Genomic DNA, 24,865 nt, shown 5'->3' with positions numbered 1-24,865 from the left:
AGGGCTTTAGCAGTGCGTCTGCGCATACCGCTCCCCACCCTCATGGCCGGTGTCGTCGCCGGCTGTGCCACCGCCGCCACCCTGCTGCCGGCGCCCGCGCTGGCCGCAGCGGCACCGGCCGCCGCCCGGCCGCCGGCCGCGACCGCACCCGCGGCCGCCGCCTCCGCCGTCCCCAAGCCGCTCGGGCCGACCGTGGCCGCCGGATCCGACGACTTCGCCCCCGCCGCCGCCCCGCTGCCACCGGCCCTGCTCGGCCAGGCCGTGATGGGCCAGCCGGCCGGCACGGCCGTGCAGACCACGCCGCGTCCGGCCGCCTCCGCGCCCGTGCCCGCCAAGCCGAAAGCGGCCCGCGCCAATGGTGCGAAGGACACCCAGAGTTGCACCCCGGCCGACTTCGGCAGCCGGACCGGGTCCGGCCTGGTCTCCTTCGTGGAGGGCTCGACCACGGACTGCGTCAACACGCTCTTCAACGTCACCGGCACCGACGCGGGCAACATCTTCAAGGAACCGCAGATGCTCTCCGTCGCCCAGGCGTTCCAGAGCCTGGCGGCCGACTACACCGGCGACGACTCCACCGGCATCTGGCAGCTCGTGCTCTTCCTGCGGGCCGGCTACTACGTCCAGTCCTACAACGCCGGCGCCGTCGGCAGCTACGACGCCGCGCTCACCAGTGCGACCAAGGCCGGACTCGACGCCTTCTTCGCCGGGCAGCACTGGACCGACGTCAACGACAACAACGGCAGTGTGCTGTACGACGTACTGGTGCTGACCGACAGCGCGAACCTGCAGGGCGACTACCTGAAGGTCTACAAGCAGGTCCTGAGCGGCTACAACAACTCCTACAACGCCTTCCCCAAGCTGGTGAACGCGGTCAACTCCGTGCTGTCGGCGCCGTTGTGGCGGGGCAACTACAACCCGGACTTCGTCACCGCGGTCACCGCCGACCCGAGCATCCTGGGCACCCTCAGCACCTTCGCGCTGGGGCACGAGGACCTGCTCACCGGCCCGAACGCCTTCCTGGACGAGAACGCGGGCAACGACCTGGCCCGGATGTCCGGCGACAACGCCACCATCGAGGCGGCGGCCAGGCCGCTGGTCAAGGCGGTGCTCGACTCCGCCCGGATCACCGGCAGCACCGGCCCGCTCTACGTGCACACCGCCTACCAGGCGGACGCCTTCGACGGCGCCCAGTGCTCGTACTACAACACCTGCGACCTGCCGGCGAAGCTGACCGCCGCGATCCTGCCCGACACCCTGGTCTGCGACAACCGCACCATCGAGACCGAGGACCTCTCACCCGCCGACCTGGCGGCGGTCTGCACCAGCCTGCGCGGCGAGGACACCTTCTTCCACAACATGGTCAAGGACAACGGCCCGGTCCCCGGCCAGTACGACAAGACCATCACGCTGGGGATCTTCGCCAACCAGGCCGACTACGTGAACTACTCCTGGGCGATCTTCGGCAACTCCACCGACAACGGCGGCCAGACCGTCATGGACCCGACGGACCCGACCAACCAGGCCGTCTCGGTGATGTACCAGAAGTCCTGGAACGACGGCTTCACCGCCAACGTGTGGAACCTGAACCACGAGTACACGCACTACATGGACGGCATCTACGACATGAAGGGCAACTTCACCACCGAGACGTCCGTCCCGGACATCTGGTGGATCGAAGGGGTCGCCGAGTACGAGTCCTACGCCTACCGCGGCACCACCGACACCCAGGCGATGCAGGAGGCGGCCAACCACACCTACAAGCTCAGCACGATCTTCCAGAACACCTACGACAACTCGGACTCGACCCGCGTCTACCCGTGGGGCTACCTCGCCGTCCGGTACATGTTCGAGAAGCACCCCGCCGACGTCACCAACATGCTGAACCACTTCCGCGCCGGTGATTTCCAGGGCGCCTACGCGGTCTACAACAGCATCGGCACCGCCTACGACGCCGACTTCGACAGCTGGCTCACCAGCTGCGCCGCCGGCGCCTGCTACGCCGAGGGCCCGACGGCGCTGTTCGACGCCTCGGTCAACGGGGCCACGGTCAGCCTGAGCGACAAGTCGGTCGAGACCGCCAGTTCGGACAGGATCACCTCCTGGCACTGGACCTTCGGCGACGGCACCTCCTCCGACCAGCAGAACCCGACCCACACCTACGCGGCGGCCGGCACCTACACGGTCGCCCTGACGGCCACCGACAGCAGCGGCAAGAGCGCCAGCACCCCGGCCTCGGTCACCGTGACCACCGGTGGCACCACCACCCTGCCCACCTGCACCGACGCGCGCACCGACGCGATGGGCCAGAACTGCTCCCGCTCCGGCCGCGCCGAGAGCGCCGGCAACCTGGACTACCTGTACATCTACCTGCCGGCCGGCACCACCACGCTGAAGGTCTCGACCTCCGGCGGGACCGGCAGCGCCTCGCTCTACTACGACCCGAACACCTGGGCCTCGCCGAGCACCTTCACCGCCTCGTCCACCACCCCCGGTAGCACCGCCCAGTCCCTCACCGTCACCAACACGACGGCCGGGTACCGCTACCTCAGCCTCTACGCCAACACCGACTTCAGCGGTGTGACGGTCAGCACCCAGTACTGACCCGGCGCCACCTGGGCGGGCACGGCGACGGCGGCGGCCGTGGCCGTGCCCGTCCGGCGTTCCCCGGCCCCTGACGGACCGTCAGTCCGGGGCGGGGTGCCCGGCCGCCCGCGCGGAGGTGTCCACGCGGTGGCCGCCCGCCGCCGCGGACCTGCGATCATGGGGGCATGGTGGAACGAATCATCGCAGCGTGTGACGGAGCGGCCAAGGGCAACCCCGGGCCGGCGGCCTGGGCCTTCGTGGTGGCGGACAGCGCGGGCGTCCCGCAGCGCTGGCAGGCCGGCGCGCTCGGGCACAGCACCAACAACATCGGCGAACTCACGGCGCTGGAGCAGCTGTTGGCCGCCACGGATCCCGGCACGCCGCTGGAGGTCCGGCTCGACAGCACCTACACCCGGGACGCGGTGACCAAGTGGCTGGCCGGCTGGAAGCGCAACGGCTTCAAGACCGCCGCCGGCAAGCCGGTGGCCAACCGCGAGCTGATCCAGCGCATCGACGCCCTGCTCCAGGGCCGGGACGTCACCTTCGTGTACGTTCCGGCCCACCAGGTGGGCGGTGACCCGCTCAACGCGATCGCCGACCAGGCCGCCAGCGACGCCGCCCGCTCCCAGCAGAACGCCGGCGGCACCGCGGCCGACCTCCCGGTGCCGGACCCGGCCGCCGCCACCGCCGCGCCGCGCGCCGCCCGGTCCGGCGCGTCGTCGGGCGGTGCGTCGGGTGGTGCGTCCGGCGCCAGGCGCGGCTCCGGCGGCGGCTCGCGCACGCTGGCCGCGCGGTTCCCCGGCACCTGCCCGTGCAGCCGCCCGTACGGCAAGGGCGACACGATCACCAAGGTCGGCAGCAGCTGGGGACACCCGGAGTGCGCGACGGCGCAGCCGCGGGCCTGACCCGTACCCGAAAAGCTGGGGTGCCGCCCCGGGATCCCGCCGACCGGGCGGGGCCCTGGGGCGGCCCGGCACGGCGGCGCGGTCGGGGCGGCGGTGCTGGTGGGAAGACGCGCAGGGCGTCCTTCTCCGTGCGGCGGCAGGGCGATCGCATACGCGTGCCGCGGGCGGTATACCAGCCGGGTGGCGCAGCCCCTGCTGGCGCCCCGGGCGCGCAGGGCGCAGCGTGGAGGAGGACACCCAGGCGAGCGAGGTGATGGCGGTGGCGGGACAGGAAGGCGCCCTCGGACCGGAGGGCACGCTCAAGGTGGTGGTCGGCGTCGACGGCTCTGCGTCGTCGCGGGCGGCCGTCCGCTGGGCGATCGGCTACGCGAAGCTGATCGGCGCGGTGGTCGAGGCCGTGGGGGTGGTGGAGCTCCCGATGAACTACGGCTGGTCGGCGCCGGTGGTCGACACCTCGCTCGACGAGGACACGGCCCAGCGCAACTTCCGCCAGGAACTGGACGCCGTGCTGCCCGCCGCGCTGGGGGAGGGGCAGCCGGTGGAGGTGCGGGAGCTGCTGGTGCGCGGAAACCCGGCCGAGGCGCTGATCGAGGCTTCGCGGGACGCGCAGGTGCTGGTGGTCGGCAGCCGCGGTCACGGGACCTTCGCACGGGCGATGCTCGGCTCGGTCAGCCAGCGGTGCGCGCAGCACGCGCCGTGCCCGGTGGTGATCGTCCGGCCGGGGTAGGCCCGAGTAGGCCCGGGTGACCCCGAGCAGCCGAGACCGGGAGGAGCGAACGCCATGACCAGGACCCACCCCAGGACCGACCCCGCCCGCCGGTTCGCCCGCCGCTGGCCGGCCGTGGTGAGCGTGCTGCTCGTCGTGGCGGCACTGGTGCTGCTGATCGTGCTGCTGGCCACCTTCCCGCTGTCGTCCAGCTGAGCCGCGCTCGCGACGGCGGGTGGTGGCCCGTGCTGCTCAGGTGCTCAGAGGGACAGGCAGGGTTCCCCGATCTTGTCGAAGTGGCCGTTGACGCCGTCCCAGCCGACCACGCAGTAGTTGCCGGCGTCGGCGTGCACCCGCCAGGAGGACCCACCGGCCACGTCGCCGGCCCCGAACGTGCCGTCCCGGCCGTTGAGTTCGTGCCCGCTGGGCTGGAGCAGCTGGAAGTGGCCCGTGAAGGTGCGGTCGTAGGCCCACGCCTTGACGGTCACCGTGCCGGTGGTGCCGTCGATGGCCATGCAGACGTCGCCGTTGCAACCGCTGTTGTCGCGGAGCTGGGCGGGGGCGACGGTGGCCGAGGCCGTCGGCGCCACCACGGTCGTGCCGGCCAGCGCCAGTGCCGCGGCCGCCAGGGACAGGATGCTGGAACGCACGGGTCTCCTCCGTTGCTCGGTGTCGTGCTCGATGCCTTGCACGATGGCTGAAGTGGCCCTGCGCCATGGGCCGCAGGGCGTTGCCACCGTAGCGAGCGACACCGCCGCCACGGGGTGAGGCGCACCAGGCGCGCCGTGGTCGGCGGCCCTACATCACCCGTCCGTGGAACGGGGCACCGAGCAGGCGGAGAGCTGGGAGCAGGCGCAGCCTCAGGGCACCGGGCGCACGGCGGTGGGGGAGAGCGAGTCCTGGTGCCCGGTGGTGGCGAGCATCCGTATCTCGCCCCGGTCGCTGATCTCGGCCCGGACGGCGCCGCTCGGGTCGGCGTAGATCGGGTGGCCGCCCGGCCCGGTGGCGCCGGTCGGGCGGACCGTGACGACATCCTGATCGTCCTCGCCGGGGCCGTGCGGGTCGTGGGCGAAGACGAGTTCGTAGGCTTCGGCCATCGGAGGCCTCCCTGATCGGCTGAGGGCTGTTCGACCTGGCCGATCGGCTCGGACTGATCGGCTCGGGCGGTGCCCGGGGCGCGGGTCCCTCTAGCCACGGTAGTGCCCGGGCCGCGCTCCTGGGCTGTGCTGCGCTGCACCGGGCTGCGGGGCCGGGCCACGGGGCAGGGCAGCCGGAGCGGCTACGCGCTCCGGTCGGTGAGCGGGTGTCGCGCCCGGCTGACGGCCTCGCGAACCGCCAGGGCCGGGCTGGTCAGGACCGGGACCGGGAGGTCGGCGAGCAGGGCGGCGGCGGGTGCCATCGAGGCCTGGGCGAGGAGCACCACGTCGACGGCTCCGGCCGCGGCGCGGACCCGGTCGGCGACGGCGGCGTGGTAGCCGGGCAGGTCGCCGGCCTCGAAGAGCGGCCAGGCCGCCGGGCAGGCGATCTCGACCACGCGGTCGCCGGCACCGACCTCGGCCAGCAGCGCGCGGGTCGGGGCCAGGGTGGACTCGACGGCGTACCCGACACCGATCCGCGGATACCGGGCGGCGGCCTCGGCCATCGGCCGGTCGATCCGCACGACGTTCGGGGCGGCCTGCTCGGCGGCCCCCGCGATCGTCGAGCAGGTGCAGACGACCACCTCGGCCCCGGCGGCGCCCAGCTCGCCGAGCCGGGCCCGCAACCCGTCCTGGTAGGGCCGGCCCGCGCGGGCGTCGGCGAGCAGGCCCGGGTCCACCACGTGCCGGTCGGCGATCCCGGGGGCGAGTTCGCGCAGCAGGGCGCGGAAGGCGGGCACGTGCACGTCGGCGGTGTGCAGGAATCCGATGGTGGTCACGCGGCCCATGATGCCGTACGGGCCGGGGCGGAGACCCGTCCCCGGCGGCCTGTCCCGGCGTCCCGTCCCCGGCGGGCCGTCAGGTGCGGGCGCCCTTGGTGTAGCGGCCCGGGGTGGTGCCGATGACGCGTTTGAAGTGCCGGGTGAGGTGCGCCTGGTCGTAGAAGCCCGTGGCGGTGGCCACCTCGCGCGGCGACTGCCCGTCCAGCAGCAGGCGGCGGGCCAGGTCGACCCGGCGGGAGACCAGGTACTGGTGCGGGGCGATGCCGAAGGCCGCGCTGAAGGCGCGCACCAGATGGGCCGGGTGGGCGTGCAGCAGACCGGCGGCCCGCTCCAGGGTGAGGCCCTCGACCAGCCGCTCGTCCAGCAGCTCCCGCAGGCCGCCCGCGATGCCGCCACCGCCCTGCGGCTGCCCGAAGGCCGGGCTGGGGCGCAGGTGGCCGCGCAGCCGCTCGCCGATCAGGGCCAGGCGGCTCTCCGCCTCCAACTCCTCGCCCCGGTGGGCGAGGGCCGTGTGCAGGCGGGCGACCCGGTCGCGCAGCAGCGGATCGGCGAGGTCCGGGCCGTCCACCGCCGCACCGATGAACCGCTCGTCCAACTGCGTCATGTCGAGGTACAGCACGCGCTTGCGGAACCCCTGCGCGGTGGCGGGTGAGCCGTTGTGCGGCACCTGCGGCGGCAGCAGGCTCACGGTGCCGTCCGGGGTGCCGTGCCGGTGGCCGTCCAGGTCGTAGCGGACCGCCCCGTCGTCGACGATCAGCAGCGTCCAGGCGTCGTGGACGTGCATCGGGTAGGAGTGCTCGGTGAAGCGGGCGTGGAGCACCTCCACGACACCCGGGACCGACGGGTGCCAGGCGGTGAGCTGTGCTGCGGTGCGTTCCTGTCCCGGTGCCACGCGAGGAACGTACAAGACCGCGGAGCCGGGCACCCGGCAGTCTCGGTGCATGAGATCCACGAACGAGACCGAGTCCGCCAGCGCCAGCGCCCCCACCAGCGCCACCGCCCCCACCAGCGCCACCGTCGTCGGCGAGGCCGCCGCCGTCCCCGTCCGCTTCGACACCAGGATCGCCGTGCTGCTCCGCGACGACCTGGAGCCCTGGCAGCGGCTGAACGTGACCGCCTTCCTGGTCAGCGGGCTCGGCACGGTGGCCCCCGAGGTGATCGGCGAGCCGTACCGGGACGCCGACGGCACCGGCTACCTGCCGATGTTCCGCCAGCCCGTGCTGGTCTTCGAAGGGGCGAAGGAGACCCTGGCCGCCGGGCACGCCCGTGCGCTGTCCCGTGCGCTGCCGGTGGCCGTGTTCACCTCGGACCTGTTCGGCACCGGCAACGACCGGGACAACCGGGCGGCGGTGCGGGCCGTGGGCCGCGACGGACTCGATCTCGTGGGCATGGCCGTGTACGGGCCGCGCAACGCCGTGGACAAGGTGCTCAAGGGGGCGCACATGCACCCCTGAGTCCGCGGCGCCGCCGCGGTGGCCCCACCCCCGTGCGGGCCACCGCGGCGGCGCCGTGCCGGCGGTGGTGCGTGCCGCCAGGTGGGGCGAGGGTACGGGCGCCTGGCGCGCCGGGGTACCCCGACGCGTGCACAGCGCCGGCCGCCGCGGGTACCACCGATGCACATCCGCCCAGGTGGGGACAGGTGGAAGCGGGATCGGCCGGGGGCGTCAGTGCGGCTCGGCCGCTGCCTCCTTCGACGGCCCGATGGCGCCGACGGCCAGCAGGCTCAGGACCAGGTCGTGCGGGCCCGAGGGGGAGAGCAGATCGCGTTGCAGCAGCCGGTCGGCGGCCTTCAGGTGGTCGCGGACCGTGTCGGGGTAGAGCCCCAGCCGGGCAGCCGCGCGCTCCACCCGGGTGTTGCAGCCGACCCAGGTCAGCAGGGTGCGCCGCAGGTCACGCCCGTCCTGCGCGAGCGGGGCCAGCCACCGCTGCGCCCAGCCGCGCGCCGGGTCGGCGGCCAGCAGCCGCGCCAGCGGGACGGGCCGCTCGGCGAGGGTGCCGCTCGGCGGCTCGGACGCGGTCTGCAGCTGCAGGGCGAGGTCCAGCCGGGCGCGGGTCAGCACGTCGCCCAGGTCCAGCGCGAGCAGGGCCGCCGCGCGCTTGCGGGTGCCCGAGACCGTGTTGCGGTGCCGGCCGGTGAGGCGGGCCGCGCCCGTCACCCCGAACTCCAGGACCAGCCGCAGGGTGTCGAGCAGCGGTTCGCGCTCACCGCGGGGCAGCGCCAGGGCCGGCCCCAGCAGCGCGTCCGCCCACGGCCGGGCCCGCTGGTCGAGCACCTCCACCAGCTCGATCCGCGCTCCGCCCAGGGCCACCCGCTCGGCCAGCTGCCGGGCCACCGCCAACGCCCGTGCGGCGTCCCGGTAGGACTGCGCGGTCGCTGCCAGCGGTGCGGTGCCGCTGCCGCCGAGGTAGCGGTCGGGGCGGGCGGCGACGACCCCGCGCAGCCGCGCGCGGACGGTGTCCCAGTCGGCGCCCGGGCGGGCGTCGCCGTGCACCGGCGCCACGATGATCACGTTCCCGTCGTAGACCGGGCAGCGCACCACCAGCGCCGCGCCGACCGTGGCCGCGCCGCACTCCGCCACCGCGCCCTCGCGGTCCTCGGGCCGCCCTTGCAGGATCAGCACCCGAGCCTGCTCGGCGTCCAGCAGCCCGGGGTCGACGCTGGCGGCGGTCCGCTGGGCCAGCAGCAGTTCACCGCCCATCAGCATCTGCAGCACGCCCACCCGCGCGGCGGCCAGCAGCCGGTGCGCCCGCAGCTCCCGGGCGTTCGCCTCCCGGAGCCGCAGGAGCAGCGGCAGCAGGTCGGCCGCACCGGCCATCGCGTGCGTCAGCCCCGGGTCGAACGGTGCCGTCCGCCGCACGGCCAGCACCGGGCGCGGCGGGTGCTGGCCGTGCGGCGGACGGCGCAGCTGCCCGGAGCCGAGGTCCAGGCCGGCCGCGTCCAGCTCGCCGGCGCGGACGCGGGCGATGCTCGGTGCGGCCTCCGGCGGCAGCTCCCGGGCCCCGGCGGGTGCCTGGGCCGTCGGGGCGCCGGTGGCGGCGATCAGCACGACCTCGCCGGCGACCGTGCGGGCGAGCCAGTCCAGCACCGCCTGCACCTCGCCGTCGACGCCGGTACCGTCGCCGTCACCGCTGCCGCCGTGCATGCCCTGACCGCCGTGCCCGCCCTGCCCGCCGTTGGCGTCGGACCGGCCGCGCAGCCGGGCGAGAAGTTCGCCCGGCAGCCGGGCACCGGCCTGCGCGGCCCGGTGGCGCTCGTCGCTGACGGCCTGCGCGACCTGCGGCCAGTCGACGCCCTCGGGGACGGCGAGGAGCGGGAGCGCGACCCGCTCCGCCGCCGCGGCCAGCACCGCCGGGGCCGACCGGCCGTCAGGACCGGCCGGGCAGGCGAGCCCGGCCACCCGCCGCTCCGTCAGCCGCCGGAGCAGCAGTTCGGCGCCCACCGGGTCGAGCGTCCCCGCGGCGCCGGGCGGCAGCAGCACCAGCACGTCCCGCAGGTCCAGCTCGGCCGACGGCAGTGCCAGGCTCGCGTCCAGTGGTCGCACGCCGCGCACCGGCCGGTCGGCGAACCGCTCGGGAACGCCGCTCGGCCGGGCCGGACCCAGCGAGCGGCTCAGCGAGGACAGGGTCGGGCCGGCCACCGCCGCCCCCGGCCGGACGCCGCGAGCCTCGCCCCCGCCCGCAACGCCCACGTCCACCGGCACATCGGTGCCCACCGGCACATCAGCGTCCACCGGCACATCCACGACCCATGATCCCCTGGCTCGAGCCACGAGCGGCGTCCGCACGTACGACCCGCCCCTCCCGCATGCCGCCCACCGGGTCGATGGCGGCAGCCCAGCCTGCTCCGGAACCGGCCGCCGACGCAAGCCCGGGAGTGCGGGCGGGCAGGCCGCCGCAGGGCCGGCGGCGTGCGGCCGGACTCGGCCGTGCCCTCGAACGCGCCTTCGTCTAGCACGACTTCGCTGCACCCGGTGACGCTTCCCGGGACAGACCCCTCGCATGAGCGAACCTGGCGGCGATGCCGGTACGACAAGTCCGGGGCGTGGCAAGTCTGGTGCCAGCGCCGGTCCGGCCGATCGGGGCGGCGGGGGCGTGGGGCGGCTGGTCCGCACTGCCTGCCACTGGTGTGCGAAATGACTGGAACGACCCGAAAGAAAGTGTCAAATCAGCTTTGGTGCAAGAGTTTTGAGATTTAGTCAGAAATATTCCGAACCGGCTATGCTGCTCGCCGCCGGAGCCGGTTCCGATCCGTCCCTCCCCGTACGCTTCGATCGCTCTTGAGGATGCTGAATGCTTGCTGGAACGTCACCCGGAAGCCGGCGCTCCGCTCCCGTGCTCGTGTGGCTGCTGCCCACGGTCGTGACGGTGGCGGCGGCCGTCCTCGCCGCCTCGGTGGTCTCCCCCGACGCCCGCGAGGGCGTGGTCTGGTGCGGAGTGCTGGCCGTCGTGGGGGTGGTGGCGGTGGCCGTCGAGACCGCGCGCCGGGGGCGTGCGATGGTGGGGCTGCGCGAGCGGGCCGCGCGGCTGGAGCAGGAGCTGCGCCACCGGCTGGCCCGGCAGGAGAGCGAGACGCTCCGGCTGGCGAGGACCGACCTGCCCGACGCGGTCGCCCGGCTGCAGCGCGGCGGTTTCATCGAGGACGTGCTCAAGGTCTACCAGGCCCACGACCCCGCGGTGGGCGCGGAGTTCCAGGCCGCCCGGCTGGCCGTGCTGCGCTCGGTCCTGGAGGCGGTCGACAACGAGGAGAACATGCGCGAGTCCGCGCAGCGGGCCTTCGTGAACATCGCCCGCCGGGTGCAGGCGATCATCCACCGGCAGGCCCAGGACCTGCGGGAGATGGAGGACCGGCACGGCAACGACCCCGCCGTCTTCGACGACCTGCTGCGCCTGGACCACGGCAACGCGCTGGTCGGACGCCTGGCCGACAGCATCGCCGTGCTCGGCGGCGCCCGCCCCGGGCGGCAGTGGAGCAGGGCGGTGCCGCTGTACAGCGTGCTGCGCGGCGGCATGTCGCGGATCCTGGAGTACCCGCGGGTCGAGCTCCACCCGGTCTCGGCGGTGGCCGTGGTCGGACCGGCGGTCGAGCCGCTCATCCACGCGGTCGCCGAACTGCTGGACAACGCCACCCGGTACTCCCCGCCGCAGACCAAGGTGCATCTGACCGCCGCCGAGGTGCAGACCGGCATAGCGATCGAGATCGAGGACGGCGGCCTCAGCCTCAGCGAGGAGGGCCGGGCCCGCGCCGAGCGGATGATCGAGGAGGCCCGGGCCGGCATCGACCTCAACGACCTCGGCGAGACCCCGCGGCTCGGCCTGGCCGTGGTCGGCCGGCTGGCGAAGGCCTACGGGTTCCAGGTCTCGCTGCGCCCCTCCGCCTACGGCGGCGTTCGCGCGGTGCTGATCGTGCCGCAGGAGTACCTCACCACCGCGCCCGCCACCGGCCTGGCCCACGGCATCGGCGTCACCGGCGGGCCCCGGGACGCGACGGGGACGCGGCGGCGGTCGGCCACGCTGCCGGGCTTCTCGGCCCGGCCCGCCTTCGGCACCACCGCGGCGGCCCGGCCGGGGCCGTCCCACCAGGACGACGACGTCCCGGTGGTCACCGAGCGCACCGCGAACGGCCTGCCGCAGCGCCGCCGGCACGCCGCGCCGTTCCGGATGAGCACGGGCCAGGCACCCCGGACCGGCGCCGCCGGGACCCCGAAGGCCGCCGAGCCGGCCAAGGAGGTCCAGCCCGGTCTGTGGCTGGCCGCGTTCACCGAGGGCGTGAACGGCCACACCAGTAGCGAAGAGTCGGCAGAGAAGGGCGAGCAGTGATTCAGCAGCGGACCAACATGGACTGGATGCTCAAGGACCTGGCGGACAGCGTCCCGTGCCTCCGTCACATCATCGTGCTCTCCGCCGACGGCCTGCGGATGGCCCAGCACGGCACCTGCACCGACACCGCCGACCGGCTGGCCGCGGCCTGCGCCGGCCTGCAGAGCCTGGCCGCGGCGGTGGGGCAGGAGTTCCCCGAGGGCGACGGCCGGATGCGGCTGGTGGTGATCGAGGTGAGCGGCGGGTTCTTCTACCTGATGGCGGCCGGTGCCCGCGCCTTCCTCGCGGTGCTGGCCGACGAGGGTGTGGACGCCGGCCTGGTGGGCCAGCGGATGCGGGACCTGGTCGCCCGGATCGGCGAGCACCTCAGCACGCCCGCGCGCAAGGGCGAGGTCGCGTGAGCCGGCGGTGCGGACCGCCGAGCGTGCCGAGGCGGTCGCATGAGCACACCTGAACGCGGCGAGGGCGGCATCCCCGAACGCCTCTACGTGATCACCCGTGGCCGCAGCGGCCTGGCCGACCAGACCACGTTCGACCTGGTCACACTGATCGTCGCGCGGGCCGAACCGACGCCGGCGATGCCGCCGGAGCACGCGGCGATCCTGCGGATCTGCGGTTCGCCGCTGTCCGTGGCCGAGATCTCCGCCTACCTGCGGCTGCCGGCCAGCGTGGTCACCGTGCTGCTGACCGACCTCCTCACCGAGGAGCGGATCGAGGCCCGCGCGTGCGTCCCGCAGGCGATCCTGCCCGAGCGCGCCCTGTTGGAGGCGGTGATCAGTGGACTACAGCGACTCTGAGCGGGTGCCCGACGGCACCGGGCCGGTGGCGGTGGCACCGCAGGGACCCGCCGTGGGGCCGCAGGACGAGGACCTGCTCCCGGACTCGGCCACCATGGCGGTCAAGGTCGTGATCGTGGGCGGCTTCGGCGTCGGCAAGACGACCCTGGTCGGCTCGGTGAGCGAGATCCGCCCGCTGACCACCGAGGAGACGATGACGCAGGCCGGGGAGGGCGTCGACGACCTCTCCGGGGTCGAGCGCAAGACCCGCACCACGGTCGCGATGGACTTCGGCCGGATCAGCATCAGCGAGGAGCTGGTGCTGTACGTCTTCGGCACGCCCGGGCAGGAGCGGTTCTGGTTCCTCTGGAACGGGCTGTTCGAGGGGGCCCTCGGCGCGGTCGTGCTGGTCGACACCCGCCGGCTGGAGGTCAGCTTCGACGTGATCGGGCGGCTGGAGGACCGCGGCGTGCCGTTCGTCGTCGCGGTGAACACCTTCCCCGAGTCCCCGAGTTATCCGACGGAGGAGCTGCGCACCGCCCTCGACCTGCCGGCGGAGGTGCCGATCGTCGCCTGCGACGCGCGGACCCGCGAATCCAGCCGGGACGTCCTGATGGCCCTGATGCACTACCTGTACACCCTCTCGGCCCCGCCCACGCGGTGACCGCGCCACCCTGGCCGGCACGCTCGACGACCGCCTCGCGCTGACCCCGGAGATACCGTGACCACCCCGTTTTCTGACGACGCTCCCCTCACCCCGCCGCCGGGCTGCCCCGCCCACGGGCTCGACGCCGCCGGGTACGACAGCGGGTTCGACCCAGGCTTCGACACCGACGGACTCGGCGTCGGCGGGTTCGCTGCCGACGGGTTCGCCGTCGCCGGACTCGCCGCAGGCGGAATCGAGACAGCCGGGCGCGGCGCAGGCGGCCTGCGGCGGCTCTACGGGCCCGAGGCCGAGGCCGACCCGGTGGGCCTGTACGAGAAGCTGCGGGCCGAGTACGGCGAGGTGGCGCCCGTACTGCTGCACGGCGACCTGCCGGCCTGGCTGATCGTCGGCCACTCCGCGAACCTCACCGCGATGCGCACGCCCTCCCGGTTCTCCCGCGACTCGCGCCGCTGGCGGGCCTTCCAGGAGGGGCAGGTCGCCCCGGACTCCCCGCTGATGCCGGTGATCGCCTGGCAGCCGCTGTGCGTGTTCGCGGACGGCGAGGAGCACCGGCGGCTGCGCCAGGCGGTCACCGACAGCCTGAACCGCTTCGACCGGCGCGGGATCCGGCGCCACGTCACCCGCTTCACCGACCAGCTGGTCCAGGACTTCGGCCCCACCGGCCGGGCCGAGCTGGTCTCCCAGTTCGCCGAGCACCTGCCGATGCTGGTGATGACCCAACTGGTCGGCATGCCCGAGGAGTACGGCCCCCGGCTGGTGGAGGCGGCCCGGGACCTGATGAAGGGCACCGAGACGGCGATCGCGAGCAACGACTACGTGGTCGCCACGCTGCGCCGGATGATGGACCGCAAGCGGGTGGCGCCCGGCGCCGACCTGGTGTCCTGGCTGATGCAGCACAGCGCCGGGCTCAGCGACGACGAGGTGCTGGAGCACCTGCGGGTGGTGCTGCTCGCCGCCAACGAGACGACCGTCAACCTGATCGCGGACACCCTGAAGATGGTCCTCACCGACCAGCGGTTCCGGGCCCATCTGTCGGGCGGTCAGATGACCCTGTCCGAGGCGCTGGACCAGGTGCTGTGGGACTCCCCGCCGATGTCGCTGGTCGCGGGCCGCTGGGCCACCGGGGACACCGAGCTCGGCGGGCGGCGGATCAAGGAGGGCGACATGCTGCTGCTCGGCCTGGCGGCCGGCAACGCCGACCCGGTCGTCCGCCCCGACCTGTCGACGCCGCTGCACGGCAACCGCTCCCACCTGTCCTTCGGCAGCGGCCCGCACGAGTGCCCCGGCCAGGACATCGGCCGGGCGATCGCGGAGACCGGCATCGACATCCTGCTCACCCGGCTGCCGGACATCCAACTCGCCGTCGAGGAGGAGGAGCTGACCTACACCTCCGCCTGGATCTCCCGTCACCTGGCCGGGCTGCCGGTGTACTTCGAGCCGCGCACGCCCGACGAGGAGGAGCCGCCGCCGGCGCTCGGGGCGGACGCGCCCGCGCTGCCGCGGCTGCCGCAGGCCGCGCCGGGCGTCGCCGGGACCGTCGGCATCCCCCGGCAGCGGCGCGGCTGGTGGCGCACGCTGACCGGGCTGTTCCGCCGCTGACGGCGGCGCCCACCCCCCGGGGGCGGGCCGTACGGTGGTCAGGGCTGGTCGTACCAGGAGAACGCGGCGATCCGCCAGCCCTCCGGGGTGCGGACGAACTGGAAGGTCTTGGTCCCCACCCCCTCGTACGGCTCGCCGTCCAGGGTCCCGGACTTGCGGTACTCGCCGAACCGGCAGGCGATGTCGCCCGCGATGTCGGTGCGCTCGGAGGTCTCCCACTCGGAGAACTCGACCAGCCGCCCCTCGCTCAGCAGCTGCCGGCGGGGCTCGATGAACTCCTCCACCGTGTAGACGGTGAAGTGCGCACCGGTGTTGACGATCACCCCGCTCGGCAGCATCAGCCGGCGGATCCGGTCCACGTCGGCGGACCGGCCGCCGCGGTTGTCAAAGGCGCCGAAGAACTCGGCAGTTGCCGCGTCTATCTCGATCTTGGACATGGCGGGACAGTAGCACCTGAGCCCGGAGCCCGGGGCGCAGCCGCGGCAGGGAGCCCGGCGGACGCGGCACTGGCCGGGCCGCCCCGCGCGGTGGGCGCGCGGCGCGGCCCCGCTCGCTCAGTCGGTGCGCCGGCCCAGCGGGAGCAGGTACTGCAGCGGCTGGTCCGTGGCGTCCAGGCCGAACAGCTCGTGGGCCAGGTCGTCGAGGAAGCCGGACAGCGGCACGCTGCGCAGGCCGAGCGCGGTCGCGGTGAGCAGCAGCGTCTGGGCGAGGTGACCGGCCTCCAGGAGGCCCAGGCGCAGCGCCCGCAGGCCGTAGCGGCCGCGCAGCAGGCCGAACTCCAGGTGCAGGCCCAGCACCGCGGGCACCTCGGCGATCCCCACCAGGTCGGGATCGCCGGCGGGGCGGGAGAAGTAGGAGGAGAGCGCGGTGAGTTCGTCGATGCTCGGGGCGGGGCCGATCGGTCGCAGCGCGCGCTGTTCGGGGACGCAGTCGTAGGTGCCGGCGGCCAGGCCCGGGACGTCCAGGGCGATCAGGCGCAGCCGGGCGGTGTAGAGCGCGCCGGCGCTCGGGTAGGGACGGTGCGCCGCGACGTAGCGGGTGCCGTCGGGCAGCAGCCGCTCGCTGTGGTGGCTCTCGGCGAGGGTGGACCAGAGCAGGGTGCCCAGTGTGTCGGCGGCCAGCGGTCCGGTCAACTGGCCGCGCGCGGTGACCCGTTCGGTGAGCGCCTGGTGCAGCGAGGACGTGGGCGGCGGGCCGGCGGGCAGCGCGACATCGCGCGGCCCGGGGCGGCCGAGCGCGGTCGACGCCTCCGGTGGCAGCAGTCGCAGCGCGCTGTCCTGGGGGCGGCCGGCCTGGAACTTGCTGCGTTCCAGGTACTGGTGGTCCGGGGCGCGGTGGCCCTCGGGGAAGAAGGAGGGCGGCTCGCCCGCGTCCAGCAGGGCGCGGGCCGCCAGCCGGCAGACGGCCCGCTCCTCGTCGGGGGTGATGCCGAGGCGGTTGAAGAGCATGTGCAGGTGGGAGGCCCACACCCACGGCTCGCGGACGGTGGCGGCGCGCACCCGCTCCGCCCAGCGGGTGAGCCAGGGGGCGGCCTGCTGCGCGGGGTCGGTCCAGAGGGCTTCGGCACGGCCCACCAGGGCCTGGTGCTGGAGCGCGAAGACGGAGTTGACCCGTGCGTGCACCGTGGCGCCCGGCAGCACCGGGACTTCGGTCACCCAGCGCCAGCCCGACGCCTGCCTGCGCAGCCACTGGGCGCCCGACAGCCGGTCCAGGCCGAGCGCGAGCGCGGTGGTCAGGGCCAGGTCGATGCCCAGCGCGAGGCGTTGGGAGGCGCCCGGCCCGGGTTCCAGCGCCAGCACCGCCACCCGGGAGGAGAGCGCGAACACCTCCTCGGCCTCCGGCAGCGCCGACTCGCCGCCGTAGCGCTCGGTTTCGGGGACGTAGGGCACCAGCCGCAGCTCGCCGTGGCTCGATTCCCAGGGGCCGTCTAGGGAGGGCAGCGCCTTGCCGAGCCGGCCCAGCGTGGCGGCCAGCTCGGCGGAGTCGGACCGGCTCAGGTCGCGCACCCGGATCCGCAGGTGCGGGCCGCCCTCGCCGTAGCGGATGAAGAACCAGGCCGAGGCCCGCCCCTCCGCGACCAGGCCGTCGAGCAGCGGGGCCAGTTCGGCGGTGAGGAAGCCGTCCACCGCCGCGGTACCGCTGTGCAGGTGGAGGTGGAAGCTGTCCCAGTCGGGCATGAGGGTCCTCGGTCTGTCGGCATCGCGGGGGCGGTCTGGGCGCTGGTGCGGTGGGGGCGGCGCAGGCTCAGGGGAACGGGTGCGGATGGATCGTCAATTCGTCGTAGCACAGCGGCCGTTCGGTGCGGCCGAGCCGGTGCGGGACCTCCAGCAGCCGGGGCAGTCCGCGGGTGCGGTGGTTGACGTGGCCGAAGGTCATCGGCAGCGAACCGGGCACGACGACCTTCGCGCTGTACAGGCCGAGTTGGTCGCGGATCCCGGGTTCGTCCTGGCGCACCGCGATCACCTCCAGGTCCAGCCCGGCCAGCCGCCGGACGGTGCGCTCCAGCAGCTCGGTCAGGTCGGGCACCGGCTCCGGGGCCCCGGGCCAGGCCTCGCGCCAGTCCAGTTCCGGCGTGTCGGCGAACAGGAAGGCCAGCCGCGACTGCGCCTCGGGCAGGGTGTTCACGCCGACGTGGTCCTCCAGGCCCAGGACCAGCTCCGGCTGCGTCAGCATCGGTCGCAGCCGCTCGGGCGCGTAGGGCTGCTCCTCGCTCTGCGAGCGGCGTGCGCAGGCGTGCACGGTGGTGACCACCTCGACCACCGCCGCCCGGATCGCGCTGCGCGGGTCGTGGTGGGCGCCGGCGGCGAGGAACACCCTTGGTGCCTCCGGGTGTTCGCCCTGGTAGCGGCAGACGGCGAGGACAGCCGGGATGCCGAAGTCGTTGGTGGCGTCCAGCAGGAGCAACTGGTAGCCGAGCAGTGCCGTGCGGTCGGCGAGCAGCCGCAGCCCGGGGTCGTCGGCGGGCAGCGTGATCCGGCGCAGCGGGGTGGCGGTGTACCAGGCCATCAGGAAGGCGTCCCGCTCGGCGACCTCGAACAGGCCGTACAGCACGGCCTCCTGGGGGCTGTTGCCGAGCCCGCAGCCGTTGGAGGACTCGTAGACGACACGCGGCCGGTCGGGGTCGGGGACGTCCCAGTAGGCCACGTGCTCGGGGACGGCCAGTGCGCGCTCCCGGGTCAGCGACCAGCCGTGCACCCAGTCCAGCTCCAGCTGCGGGGTGTAGGGGACGGTGCGGCTCGCCGGGTGGCCGTGGTAGGCGGGGTCGGGCAGGCCCAGCCGTGCCGGGTCCACCGCGCGGTCGGGGCCCAACTGCTCGTAGCAGGCGCGCAGGACGGTGCGGTGGCCGGTCGGGCGCATCCCGGTGTAGCGCTCCACGGCCTCGAAGAGCGCCACGCGTTCGCTGCTCTCGAAGTCGTCCGCACGGCCGTAGCCGCCGTCGTCCACCGCCCGGCCGTCGGTGGGGTAGGCGCTGGTCAGGCTGAACGCCGAGTCCTCGGTGCGGATCAGCCGGCGGACCGGGCCGAACCGGGTGTCGTACAGGGCGCCGCGCAAGCCGGCGGCGCCGGTACGGGAGTTGGGGCCGCGCAGTACCGTCGGGTCGGCCATCGGACGGGCGACGCGCGGCAGTTCGGCGTCCGCGGGGGCGTCGGCGGGCAGCGGGGCGCAGACCGGGCAGCCGCCGATCGGACGGATCCGGTGGGTGGACCAGGTGGCCCGGGCGCCGTGCAGTAGGTGAACGGTCGCGCCGGGGCGGTCCACGGCCGGGTCCGGTGGCGCATCCGGGTCGGCGAGCAGGTCGGCGGCCAGTGCCATGGCGGCCTCGTCGAGGGCCGGTGCGGCCGGCCCGGCGAGCGCCAACTGCGGGCTTTGCCAAGGCACCCGGCCGCCGGTGGTGGCCAGTCGCTGGTAGTCGGTGCAGCACAGACAGGCCGCCGCCCCCGGGCGCAGCACCGGGCCGATCACCGTCAGCGCGCCGTCGCGGCGCACCGGGACGTACAGCACGGAGTGCTGGAGCGCGTGCCGGCTCAACTCCTCGGCCAGGCCCAGGCTCCACTCCTCCAGCAGGACGACGGCCGAGCCCTCGGTGGCCGCGAGGGCAGCCGCACCGGTGAGGACGGGGAGGGCGGGCGGTGCGCTCATCGGGCGGCTCCGGGGGTGCGCAGGACGGTGAAGCCGCAGCTGTGCAGGGCGACGAGCACTGCCTGGGCGTCCGTGGCGGTGGCGGCATCGGTAGCGGCGGTTTCGGCGGCGGTGGCGGCATCGGTGGCGGTATCGGTGTCGACGGCGGTCTCGGGTGTCCAGGCGCTGGCGCGCAGGGCGGTGGCCCGGCGCAGGTCGGCGTGCAGGGCGGGCTCGCGGGTGGCGAGGTCCGCGAGCCAGCCGGTCGTCCAGCCCTCGTCCTCCCAGCCGGTCAGCTCCAGTCCGGCGACCGCGAGCGGGGCCGAGGCGCCACTGGGCAGCGACAGTCGGCGGGGCGCCGGGGCGAGACGTTCGCCGATGGTACGGGCGAGCGCGCCCAGCGCCGCGAAGGTGGCGGCGTCGCCGGGCGTCGCCTCGATCGCGTGGCCCAGTGGCCGGCCGGCCGCGCGGACGGTGGCGGAGTACACCGCAGTGTTGAGCTGACGGACTATCAGTTCGCTTTCTGTGTCGATGTATTCGACGAAGGTGCGCCACCAGTGCCGGGCCTGCGGGTGCGCTCCCCAGGACTCCGGGGGCAGCAGCTCGCCGGGGCGACCGTCGGCCGCGGTGCGCGCTGCCGCCCGGCGCAGCGCGCGACCCCAGGCGTGGCCCGCGCTCGCGCCGACCGTCACCTCGGACTCGCCGTCGCTCAGCCGAAGTTCGGCCGCCCGGCAGAGCGCGTCCAGCCGGGCCAGATCGGTGCGCGCGCCGGCCGCGAGGAGCGTGCCCCCGGGCTGCGCGCAGGTCACCATCGCGACGGGCAGCTGCGGCAGCGCGCCGGGCAGCGCCGGGGCGAGGACCCCGACCCGCTCGTCCCCGAGGGCGGTCACCCGGCGCAGCGCCTGCTCCAGGGTGGCCGGCTCGGGGAGCGGCCTGGCGCGGTCGGGGTCCAGCACCTGTGGGCCGAACCAGCTGCGGTGGTCGGCCCGCAGCGGGCGGGCGTCGGCGACCAGCACCGCGGGCCGGTCCGGCAGCACCCGCTGGTCCTCGCCCTCGTGCGCGGGATCGGGCAGCCCGGCGACGGCGCAGAGCAGCTGCTGGGCGGCGGCCGCGGCCACCAGGGTGGTGAGGGTGCTCGGCGTGCCCGGCCCGGCGTCCGGCGTCAGGCCGAGTCGGGCCGTGAGTGCCGCGGCGTCGGCAGCGGCCTGCCCGGGGCTGCCGGGCGCCGTGACGAAGCCGCCGTCCGCCGTCGTCAGCGCCGCGACCGCGATCGACCCGCCCGGTCCGGCCGGTCCGTCCGACCCGCTTGGTCCGCCCGGTCCGTCCGCGAGCAGGAGCAGCCCGGCGGGCCCGGCAGCGAGGCTCGGCTCGGCCCCCGCGCGGCGCAGCGCCCGGGCGGCGGCCTGGGCGAAGGGGCCCGCCGGGTCGGCGGCCAGCACCCGCGGGCGGGCCGCCGCGATGGCCGCGGCCGCCGCGGTCGGGTCCACCGCGGCGGCGCGCAGCCACGGCGAGGCGGCATCGCTGCGGACCACCAGCAGGTCGTGTGCGTGCAGTTGGTCGATCAGGGTGTTCAGCGCGGTGCGCAGCGGCGAACCGGCCGGGGCGCGCTCGGTCAGCGCGGCGTGGTCGCCGGTGCGCAGCGCCTGCTCCAGCAGCTGCCACAACGCGGGCAGCGCACGGCTGCCCTCCAGCGTGACCGCGGCGCGCCAGCCCCGCAGGTGCAGCCCGTCGCGCAGGGGAGTGACCGCGACACCCGGCCGCAGCTGCTGACCCGCCAGCGCGGCGACACCGTCGGTGGCGTCGTCCGTGGCGCTGGCGGCGTCGTCGTCCGTGGCGCCGTCGGTGGCGCCGTTCTCGGTGCCGGGTTCGACCGTGGTGCTCACGAGGCGGCCTCGACGGCCGTGGCGACCTCGTCCAGCCGGTCGCGCCAGCGGTGTCCGGTGAGGACCGGCACGGCCTGGACCACCAGGTGGGCGGCCAGGTAGCGCTCCAGCGGCCGGACGTCGCAGATGGTGAAGAGCCGGTAGAGGCCGTTGGTGCAGGCGCGGTAGACCAGGTAGTCGGGGCGCTGGAACATCGACCCCTGCGGATCGGAGCGGCGCAGCAGCTGGTGGAACTCGCTGTACCGGGTGCGGAGGTCGGGGCTCCAGCGCTCCAGCTGGGCCGGATCGCCGGTGGCCGCCGCGCGCTCCTGGTACGCCGCCGGGCTCCCGTGCAACTCGGCGCCATCCTCCAGTCGGCGCTCCGCCAGCTGCCAGGCGTCGGCCGACCAGCGGGCCCAGGGCCGCTCGCGCTCCAGCAGGTCCCCGGCGGCGATCCGCTCGACCAGGGCGGTCACCGCCTCCCGCGAGTCCTGCCAGCGCTGCTCGAAGGCCTGCCGCAGCCGGCCGTCCTGGTCGTCGTGGACCAGGAAGTCCTCCAGGTGCGAGACGTAGGAGTAGTGGCCGCCCACCAGCGAGTCGGGATGCGCGGCGGCGTGCGCGGCGAGTGCCGACACCAGCAGCTGGATCCGGGCGGTGCTGCCGTCGCCGTGCTCGCCGAGGAACTCCGAGCCCGCGCGCAGGGCCGGCAGGCCCAGGCGCAGCAGGTCGTCGCGCAGGGCGGCGCCGTCGGGGCCGAGCAGGGTGCGCAGCGCCGTGCGGTCGACGCGTTCGATCCGGACGGTGTTGTCGGGCACCACCGGGCCGTAGGGCGGGGGGATCAGCTCGATGCTGCCCGCCTGCGCGGCCTCGGCGAGCAGCTCGGCCTCGCTGCGGTCGCTGCGCGAGGGGTGCGCGTACAGCCAGCCGCGCAGTGTGCTCGCGCCCTGCTCGGCCGCGGCGGCCACCTGCTCGGGCGGGCCGTCGATCCGCAGCCGCAGGTGCGGGCCGTGCAGCCAGTGCCGTTCCACCTGGACGGTCAGCCCCTGCGCCGCGTACCGCTCGGCGAGCGGCAGGACCGCCTCGCGCAGCAACGGGCCCTTGACCGGCTGGTGGTAGTAGGCGACCAGGTCGCGGGCGCTCTCGTCGGACACGGGTGACTCCTGCTCGCGGCGATCGGGACGGCGGGTCGTGGTGGGGCCGGGTACGGTCACGACGGTAGCCCGGTGGGCCGGCCGGCGCGGTAGGTCTCGGCCACCAACTCGACCGCCCGGGTGGGCCGGTGCTGCCCGCCGGGTGCGGGCAGCGCCTCCTCCAGCACCACGCCGTGCGGGTTGCGGGCCAGCCAGCGGCCCAGGCAGCGCAGGTGCAGGGCATTGCCGAGGTCGACGAACTGCGGCTTGGGCTGGCGCAGTCGAGTGAGCAGATCGTCGGCGGTCCAGCCCGTCGAGGCGGCCGGGGCCGGGCGCAGGAAGAGCTGCTCGGGCAGGTCGAGCCGGGCGCGCCAGCGGGCGGTGGTCGCCACCGGCACCTCGCGGTCGGCGCCCAGCTCGGCGCCGAGCGCCGCGACCGCCTCGGCGGGCAGCTGCCAGCGACGCCGCTGCAGCACCAGGTGGCGGTAGGTCAGCCGGGGCGTGCGGACCACCTGGGCGCCGCCGGGTGCGGTCAGCACGGCCTGCGGGAGCAGCGCGCGGAAGTCGACGACGCCGTGCGGCTGGTCGGACAGCAGGGGGGCCAGCCGCTGCGGCAGCATGACGGGGGCCAGGAAGCCCGCGTACACCACCTCCAGCCACTCGCCCGTGTCGCGCAGCCGCAGCCGCACCTGGTCGCCGGCCGGGTCGTGGACCAGCTCCAGATCGGCCTCGCCGATCGATGCCCAGCGCCGGTCGGGGCCGATCTCGTCGGGGAGCAGCCGCGGGTGCAGGTTGGCGTTGAAGCCGCCGACCGGCCGGACCTGGGCGGCCCGCACCCCGGGGCCCAGCCCCCGGCGGATCTGCCGGGCGACCTCGGTGGTGGCGCCGGGTTCCAGCGCGTCCAGGAACCGGCTGGTGAACCGGCCCCAGCCGCCGTACACCTGGTTGACGCAGAGCCGCTCGCCGTCGCTGTCGCGCTGGACGAAGTAGGAGTAGCTGAGCGGGCGTTCCAGTGCCCAGGCCGGCAGTCGGGCGCCGAGCCCCTGGACCAGGCCGGTGGGCAGCTCGACGTCGCGCAGGCCGTCGTCCGCCGTCCGCCCGCCGCGGAAAGCGGCTCGCACGCTGGTCCGCAGGTCGGCCAACTCGGCAAGGCTGTCGGGGAACCCACCGGGCTGCCGGACCAGGACCGGCAGTTGCCAGGCCTGCTCCCAGGCCGCGGTCACCTCGGCGCCGAACTCCCACAGGTGCGGACAGCTGCCACCCACCCCGTAGCGGGCCACGAAGCGGTCGCGGACGATCCGGCGGACCACGTGGCCGGCGTCGAACAGCTCGGCGAGCGGCGTCAGTTCGGTGAGCGCCTCGGTGTCCGCGGTGCTGAGCTGCCCGTCCAGGCGCAGCGCCCGCGGTGCCACCACGTCCTCGGACAGCACGCTCAGCGCGGCGCCCTGAGCCGGCACCGGGCGGCCCGCCCGGTCCAGCACCTCGGTCCAGCGCGTCTCCAGATCGGCGAGCGCGGCCGGTCGGCGGTCGGCGGCCAGCTGGGCGAAGCGTGCGGTGGTCCGGGCGATCTCCTCGATCCGGTCGGCGAGTTCGGTGTCCTCCGGCCAGGACCGCAGCCACTGCGCCAGCCGGGTCAGGGGCTCGCCCTCCTGGGGGTCCAGCGGCTCGCTGGGGAGCAGCAGGCCGGCCTCGGTCAGTCGCGCCAGGAAGCCGGCGGCCGCCGCGCCGTTCGGCGGACCGGCCAGGGCGGCGCTCAGTCGCTGCGTCAACTCGTCGAGTGCGGCTGGGGTGTGGCTCTGCTCGGTGACGAAGGAGAGCGGCCCGGTGGCGGCCAGCGCGACCTCGTCCTCGGAGCTGATCAGGAACCGGCCGCCGGCGAACTCCAGCCGGCTGCGGGCGTAGGCCGCCTGCCCGTCGCTGATCCGCGCGGTGCTGGTGATCCGGTGCGGCAGCCCGGCGCGTCGGCGCGGGGAGTCCAGCAGGGCCTGGCTGAGCGCGCTGACCAGCGCCCGGTTGACCTTCACCACCGCGGTCAGCGGGCCGGTGGCCAACTCGGTGCTGGCGTCGTCCGGTTGGCCCGGTCCGGTGGGCGCGGCGGTCAGCAGGCCCCAGCCGACGGCGGTGAACCAGGAGAGCGGACTGGTCTTGGTGCTGGCCCGCAGGGCGTACCGCAGCACCCCGGGCTCCTCCTTGCGGGCCCGCTTGTCGGTGCTGCCCGCCCCGGCGCGCTCGACGGCTCGCAGCAGGTCGGCGCTGGTCAGCGCGACCGCCCTGGCCAGCGCGGGCTCCCGGCAGAGTGCCGCCAGCGCCTCGCGCTCGGCGGCCAAGGCGCGGGCGGCGGTGGTGTCCGTGGTGGCGAGCAGCTCCTCCTGCCGCCGGCGCAGCGCCAGCCAGGCGGCCAGCTCGGGCACCCGCCCGGGCAGCTCGCCGAGGCGCTGCAGCAGCGCGGGGCGGGGCTCGCGCCCCTGGTGCAGCGAGCGCCGCAGCGGCAGCACCACCTCGTGGTGGAAGTCCTGCGGGTGGCCGGCCGCACTGGCGTACAGGGCGTCGCCCAGCAGTGGCCGTAGCTCGGCCAACTCACGTTCGATCTGGGTCAGTTCGGATGCCTCGGCGCGGAACGCCGTGGCTCGGGGGTGCTCGGCGGGGTGGCACAGCACGGTGGCGCGCACCAGGGCGTACGGTGCGCGGTGAACGGCGTAGCCGACCGCCCGGCGGGCCGGCTCCGTGGCGTACGTGGTCATCACACCCCTCCTTCGTTCGTGCCGGGTTCGCTGCGCCCTCGG

The 24,865-nt window shown here is 75.0% G+C and carries 21 protein-coding genes; 10 read left to right on the top strand and 11 right to left on the bottom strand.

Annotated features, from left to right (window positions below; genetic code table 11):
- Positions 1-12: 12 nt before the first annotated feature.
- From OG294_RS04595 to OG294_RS04580, 4 genes are all read left to right on the top strand, one after another.
- A complete protein-coding gene (locus tag OG294_RS04595; RefSeq protein ID WP_327065086.1) occupies positions 13-2,601 on the top strand; it encodes a collagenase in 2,589 nt (862 codons plus the stop codon).
- 167 nt (positions 2,602-2,768) lie between these two features.
- Positions 2,769-3,488 (top strand): ribonuclease H family protein, encoded by a 720-nt coding sequence (locus OG294_RS04590; RefSeq protein ID WP_327065085.1) that lies wholly within the window; start codon positions 2,769-2,771, stop codon positions 3,486-3,488.
- A 253-nt stretch (positions 3,489-3,741) separates the two neighbouring features.
- A complete protein-coding gene (locus OG294_RS04585; RefSeq protein ID WP_327071448.1) occupies positions 3,742-4,215 on the top strand; it encodes a universal stress protein in 474 nt (157 codons plus the stop codon).
- 54 nt (positions 4,216-4,269) lie between these two features.
- Entirely contained in the window at positions 4,270-4,410 is a 141-nt protein-coding gene (locus OG294_RS04580; RefSeq protein WP_327065084.1) for a hypothetical protein, read from the top strand.
- Positions 4,411-4,454: 44 nt separating this feature from the next.
- On the opposite strand, the gene OG294_RS04575 is transcribed toward OG294_RS04580, so the two are convergent.
- From OG294_RS04575 to OG294_RS04560, 4 genes are all read right to left on the bottom strand, one after another.
- The gene (locus OG294_RS04575) at positions 4,455-4,844 is read right to left on the bottom strand and encodes a hypothetical protein (RefSeq protein WP_327065083.1); all 390 of its coding nucleotides are present in this window, start codon (positions 4,842-4,844) and stop codon (positions 4,455-4,457) included.
- A gap of 210 nt (positions 4,845-5,054) precedes the next feature.
- Entirely contained in the window at positions 5,055-5,291 is a 237-nt protein-coding gene (locus OG294_RS04570) for a DUF6296 family protein (RefSeq protein ID WP_327065082.1), read from the bottom strand.
- A gap of 182 nt (positions 5,292-5,473) precedes the next feature.
- Positions 5,474-6,109 carry an arylsulfatase gene (locus OG294_RS04565; protein WP_327065081.1) on the bottom strand — a complete coding sequence of 212 codons (636 nt, stop codon included), beginning with the start codon at positions 6,107-6,109 and terminating at the stop codon, positions 5,474-5,476.
- 79 nt (positions 6,110-6,188) lie between these two features.
- On the bottom strand, positions 6,189-7,055 hold the full coding sequence (locus tag OG294_RS04560; protein WP_327065080.1) for a helix-turn-helix transcriptional regulator: 867 nt from the start codon (positions 7,053-7,055) through the stop codon (positions 6,189-6,191).
- Here OG294_RS04560 and OG294_RS04555 point away from each other — a divergent pair.
- The gene (locus tag OG294_RS04555; protein ID WP_327065079.1) at positions 7,054-7,566 is read left to right on the top strand and encodes a DUF2000 domain-containing protein; all 513 of its coding nucleotides are present in this window, start codon (positions 7,054-7,056) and stop codon (positions 7,564-7,566) included. The genes OG294_RS04560 and OG294_RS04555 overlap by 2 nt on opposite strands.
- A gap of 210 nt (positions 7,567-7,776) precedes the next feature.
- On the opposite strand, the gene OG294_RS04550 is transcribed toward OG294_RS04555, so the two are convergent.
- Positions 7,777-9,843: a helix-turn-helix domain-containing protein gene (locus OG294_RS04550; RefSeq protein WP_327065078.1), complete on the bottom strand. Its 2,067-nt coding sequence runs from the start codon at positions 9,841-9,843 to the stop codon at positions 7,777-7,779.
- Positions 9,844-10,402: 559 nt separating this feature from the next.
- Here OG294_RS04550 and OG294_RS04545 point away from each other — a divergent pair.
- The 5 genes from OG294_RS04545 to OG294_RS04525 all read left to right on the top strand — a co-directional run bounded on the left by OG294_RS04545 (position 10,403) and on the right by OG294_RS04525 (position 14,971).
- Complete coding sequence (locus OG294_RS04545; RefSeq protein ID WP_327065077.1) at positions 10,403-11,929, top strand: ATP-binding protein; 1,527 nt, start codon at positions 10,403-10,405, stop codon at positions 11,927-11,929.
- Positions 11,926-12,330 (top strand): roadblock/LC7 domain-containing protein, encoded by a 405-nt coding sequence (locus tag OG294_RS04540; protein ID WP_327065076.1) that lies wholly within the window; start codon positions 11,926-11,928, stop codon positions 12,328-12,330. Before OG294_RS04545 ends, OG294_RS04540 begins: the two co-directional genes overlap by 4 nt.
- Positions 12,331-12,369: 39 nt before the next feature.
- Complete coding sequence (locus OG294_RS04535) at positions 12,370-12,726, top strand: DUF742 domain-containing protein (RefSeq protein ID WP_327065075.1); 357 nt, start codon at positions 12,370-12,372, stop codon at positions 12,724-12,726.
- A 25-nt stretch (positions 12,727-12,751) separates the two neighbouring features.
- Complete coding sequence (locus tag OG294_RS04530; RefSeq protein WP_327071447.1) at positions 12,752-13,369, top strand: GTP-binding protein; 618 nt, start codon at positions 12,752-12,754, stop codon at positions 13,367-13,369.
- A 234-nt stretch (positions 13,370-13,603) separates the two neighbouring features.
- Positions 13,604-14,971: a cytochrome P450 gene (locus OG294_RS04525; protein WP_327071446.1), complete on the top strand. Its 1,368-nt coding sequence runs from the start codon at positions 13,604-13,606 to the stop codon at positions 14,969-14,971.
- Between the two features lie 38 nt (positions 14,972-15,009).
- Here the strand turns inward: OG294_RS04525 and OG294_RS04520 are convergent, their stop codons facing one another.
- The 6 genes from OG294_RS04520 to OG294_RS04495 form a co-directional block, all read right to left on the bottom strand.
- On the bottom strand, positions 15,010-15,408 hold the full coding sequence (locus OG294_RS04520) for a nuclear transport factor 2 family protein (RefSeq protein ID WP_327065074.1): 399 nt from the start codon (positions 15,406-15,408) through the stop codon (positions 15,010-15,012).
- A 117-nt stretch (positions 15,409-15,525) separates the two neighbouring features.
- Positions 15,526-17,148: a thiopeptide-type bacteriocin biosynthesis protein gene (locus OG294_RS04515; protein WP_327065073.1), complete on the bottom strand. Its 1,623-nt coding sequence runs from the start codon at positions 17,146-17,148 to the stop codon at positions 15,526-15,528.
- Positions 17,149-17,215: 67 nt separating this feature from the next.
- A complete protein-coding gene (locus OG294_RS04510; RefSeq protein ID WP_327065072.1) occupies positions 17,216-19,111 on the bottom strand; it encodes a TOMM precursor leader peptide-binding protein in 1,896 nt (631 codons plus the stop codon).
- Complete coding sequence (locus OG294_RS04505) at positions 19,108-20,973, bottom strand: hypothetical protein (RefSeq protein ID WP_327065071.1); 1,866 nt, start codon at positions 20,971-20,973, stop codon at positions 19,108-19,110. Before OG294_RS04505 ends, OG294_RS04510 begins: the two co-directional genes overlap by 4 nt.
- A complete protein-coding gene (locus OG294_RS04500; protein ID WP_327065070.1) occupies positions 20,970-22,103 on the bottom strand; it encodes a hypothetical protein in 1,134 nt (377 codons plus the stop codon). Before OG294_RS04500 ends, OG294_RS04505 begins: the two co-directional genes overlap by 4 nt.
- 56 nt (positions 22,104-22,159) lie before the next feature.
- The gene (locus OG294_RS04495; protein ID WP_327065069.1) at positions 22,160-24,823 is read right to left on the bottom strand and encodes a lantibiotic dehydratase; all 2,664 of its coding nucleotides are present in this window, start codon (positions 24,821-24,823) and stop codon (positions 22,160-22,162) included.
- Positions 24,824-24,865: the final 42 nt, after the last annotated feature.

This window comes from Kitasatospora sp. NBC_01302 (assembly GCF_035976515.1).
GTDB lineage: Bacteria > Actinomycetota > Actinomycetes > Streptomycetales > Streptomycetaceae > Kitasatospora.
This window is presented reverse-complemented; position numbering and strand designations above follow the sequence as displayed.